Raw genomic sequence first — 4,466 nt, 5'->3', positions numbered from 1 at the left:
CTAGCTGTTTTTATTCCTCCCAACTTCGCCTGTAATACTGACTGTTCAATTACCTCGTATAAGCTTTCTTCAAAGGCCTTTATAAAAGCTTGCGTCTCCTCCTCTTGTAGTGAAGATAAAACGGTAAAACCTAACTGACCATCAACAACTGCGCCATTCAACGTTAGCAAAGTATCATCATGATTTTCAGAAGATACCGACATGCCAGTTTGCTCTGCCCGTAAAGACCATAGTTCCTCTGAAGCATCAACCCCATTTAATTGACCCAGATAATTGAAACATACCGTTGGTAGCTTAGACTCGGTTGGCATTAAAGCCCCAAAACCAATCCCTTTATCCGGTATTGCTCGTAATTGCTCTTTTACTTGTATGATCGTATCACTTACGCTTGCTCCTAGAGGCAAAATTACAGGGTAAATTGTAGTAAACCACCCGACAGTTCTTGCACTATCTATAGTCTCATCTATCCCTTCACGACCGTGCCCTTCCAAAGTTACTCCTGGATTGTCACAACCAAAAACCTGTTTCAATGCCAGCCCTAGTCCGCTAAGCAACAAGTCATTTACTTCAGTGTGATAACCTTGGGGCGAGACTGTTAACAACTGCTCAGTTCTCTCTTTATTGAACGTAAGCTGATGCATAGTTGGTGATGCATTAGTCGCTACTTGAGGGTATGTCCCGAGCTCCATTTGAGCAACAACAGACTCCCAATATGCACGCTGAGAGTCGTGTTTTGAAGCGTATTGATCCAATGTTTCTACCCATTGGCGATAGCTACTCGACTTATTCTCTAAAGGCTGTCCTTCAAAAAGTAACTTCATATCGTCTGAAATTACCCGCCATGATACCGCATCAATCAATAAATGATGGAAGATAAAACAAAGCTCCCCAATCTCTTTGTTTGGCCTTTGAAAATAAACCACTCGCCAAAGTTGATTGGACTCAACATCTAAACTCTCATGCAAGCCTGTTAGATATGCACCTCTTTCTTCATCCCCCCACCCCTCATCGTTGACAACGCTCAGTTCTATCAGTGTTGACTCTGATGTATAGGTTTGTTCATATTCTCCTAAGTCATTCACCTTGAAGTGCGTTCGTAACATATCATGTTGATCTGATAACGATTTAAGGCTAGTTACAATTGCTTCTGGCTCCCAATCGTTAGGCACTGTCAATGTAAATGCTTGGTTAAAATGGTTTGGGTTAGGCAGTTGCTTATCAAAAAATAAACGCTGAATAGGCAACAGCCCAAAAGTTCCCTTTAACTCTCCTTGTTCAGCACTTATTTCTTTACTCGACGTCTCTTGTAATCTTTGAGATAACTGTTTCACCGTTGGGCATTCAAATATGTCTTTAACTTGAAGGTACTCTCCTTCTTTGCGTAATGCATTCACCAATTGGATACTGAGTATTGAATCTCCCCCGATACGGAAAAAGTGATCGTATACACCCACCTTCGGAAGGTTAAGTACTTGTTGCCAAACGGTGCACAAACGAGTCTCTAACTCTGTTGCCGGTGCTACGTAAGCTGATAAGTCAATCAAATCAGGCTCAGGTAATGCTCTTCGGTCTAACTTTCCATTAGTCGTTAGAGGGAGTGACTCAAGGAACGTGAATGTAGACGGCATCATGAACTCTGGTACTTTAGAGGCTAATTGCATTCGTAAGTCTTCCTCATCCATATTGTCTGAAGCACAAACACAGTAGGCTGCTAGGTACTTACGACCAGTGTCGTCCTTTCTATCAATCACAACGGCTTGCTCTACCCCTTCAATAATTGATAAGGCATTGTCAATTTCTCCTAGTTCAATACGGTGACCACGTATTTTTACTTGGAAGTCATTACGTCCTAAATATTCAATATTGCCATCGGGTAACCAACGCGCTAAATCACCGGTTTTATATAGCCTTGTATACCCACGTTCTTTATCAGAATCAGTCGCAAAAGGATTATCTATAAACCGCTCTTTTGTTAACTCTGGTTTATTCAAATACCCTTTAGCAACACCAGCACCGCCAATATAAAGCTCACCAACAGCACCAATAGGCAATAAGTTACGCTCTGAGTCTAAGATATAAAGTTTAGTATTAGTATACGATTTCCCTATTCCTTTAAATTTATTATCGAATACTAGAGAATACAAAGAGCCAACTGTAGTTTCTGTAGGCCCGAATTCATCAATAATTGTATTTGTTGCACCTGAAATCGTGTTTATATGATGCATCTCAAGCTTCTCTCCCCCAACAATTATTTGCGCTATACTTTCTTTAAAATCAAGCAGCATAGTAGAGGCCATACTTGGTGCCATTTTTATAGTTTCAATTTTATTCTCAACTAAATGTCGTTGATACTCCGTAATATCTTCTATCTCTCCGGAGTAGACACACACAACCCCGCCTGATAATAATGGGCATAAACTTGTAGTAAGTGACAAATCAAAACAAATATTTGTGGAAAAATCAGTTATACCCAATCCATTTGGTAAATGATTACTTAGAGAGTGATGATAGTTAACCACACTTTGATGTCTAATCATCACACCTTTCGGTTTGCCAGTCGTCCCCGATGTATAAATTACATAAGCGAGGCTTTCTGGTGTCGAATACCCTCCAATTGTGCTCACTGAGTTTTCATATACCTCAGGAGCATCGCTCGAAACCAGCGCTAGGGTATCAAGTCCCATATCCAATAAAGCAGAAACATAGTGCGATTGTGTCACTATCATTTGTAAAGCAGTATCTTCCACCATGTAGTGAACACGCTCTTCTGGGTAGCTTGGTGAGATCGGTACGTAAGCGCCTCCTGCTTTCAAGATCCCAAGAATACTAATGATCATCTCAAAACTGCGATCCTGATATACACCAATTAATGACTCTTTAGGCAACTCTTTATTGTATAAATCTTGATACTTCGATCGCAGATAGTGCGCCAATTGATTCGCTTTGTTATCCAAAGCTCGATAGGTCAAGTTTCTACCATCGCAAACTAATGCGATTGAATCTGGGTTTGTTGCCACTTGTACTTCAAATAAACTCACCAGTGTTTCTTTTTCTGGGTATGGCGAGTCTGTTTGGTTCCAATCATGTACTAATAATTGGTGCTCTTCCTCGCAAACAATATTTATTTCTTCATGTGGCTTCTCTAGCCCCTCATTCAGTTGCTTTAAAGTATTTTCAATAGCAATGAGTAACTTATCCACTTGAGCAACGTCAAAGTGCGAACTATCATATTGTATGTTTAATAAAAGCATCCCACTCTCTTCATTAATGATTAGAGAAACGGGGTAATCTGTTTTTTCCTGCGTATGATTTATAAAAATATCATCTGATATAGCATCAACTTTCGGGTAGTTTTCAAAAACAAATAAACTATTAAATAAACTTTCACCTTCACTCTGAAGATCGAATAGATTAACTGATGAGTAAGTATTCAATTCCTTAATACTTTGTTGAATATCAGTCAATATCTGTGCACAAGTGGCAGCTGCTTTCCAGTTAACGATAAGGGGTAACGTATTGATGTACAGGCCAACGCTATTCTCAATATCATTAACTGGCATGTCCCGACCTGATACTGTCGTTCCTACAATAGTCTGAATATCACCCGTATATACATTTAGTAATTTGTGCCACGCAAACTGTAATGCAACATTTAGAGTTACGCCAAGCTTTGCACACGTAGCTTTAAGCTCTTCTAACAAATCGTTATCGATTTTAAGGCTTCTTTTTTGTGATGCATCACAGTCATTCAATGCTGATGTCGTAACATCAGACTTCATTAACATCGTAATGTCGTTAGCTTGATCCCAAGTTTGACGCTTTGATTGCCAATATGTCGACGCTTCATTTTGTTGAGAGATTCGCCACTTTTGCGCTTCACCGTAAGCTGTGTCCGGAATCATTGTGACTGATTCTTCTGAGATCAGTTGTTTATAATAACTATGCACTGTATCCCATAAAACTGGACCACTCCAGCCATCACTGATACTGTGATGTTCTGTTTTCAATACGGTGAATCTATCGTCCGCTAACTTAAAAATATTAAAGCGAATTAATCCCGGTTGACTCAAATCAAAGTTCTTCTCTCTCTCTTGTTGTTGGGTGCAAGAAATTTCTCTATTTTGCTCAACCTTGCCTAAGCTACTAAGATCGACCACCGTAAACGCTTTTTCCGATAGAGAAGCTCCTTGAGTGATAATTTGTAATGGCACACCATCCCAGTCGAAAGCCATTCGCAAAGCAGGGAAACGCAGTGAAGCCAATTTCCAAGACTCAATAAAAGTATCGATACAAAGAGGAAAATCATAATCTAATAACAACTGAACGCAATACGCATCGTCACCATTTTTTAATGCATGATAGATGAAACCTTGTTGCAAACCAGACGCTGGATATATCTCCTCAATATCATAATAAGATTGAAGTTTCTTCAATCGCTCCATAGGTAATGTACTGGCTATATAATC

At 39.7% G+C, this 4,466-nt stretch carries 1 protein-coding gene; it reads right to left on the bottom strand.

The window, feature by feature from the left end; genetic code table 11:
* Positions 1-4,433 (bottom strand): amino acid adenylation domain-containing protein (locus AAFX28_RS23925; protein ID WP_408691057.1); only part of this gene is annotated, 4,433 nt, incomplete at its 3' end.
* Between the last annotated feature and the right edge of the window lie 33 nt (positions 4,434-4,466).

Source organism: Vibrio sp. TBV020, from assembly GCF_046056895.1.
Classification (GTDB): domain Bacteria; phylum Pseudomonadota; class Gammaproteobacteria; order Enterobacterales; family Vibrionaceae; genus Vibrio.
The sequence above is the reverse complement of the archived record's forward strand: the minus strand, read 5'-3'. Positions and strand labels throughout refer to the sequence as shown.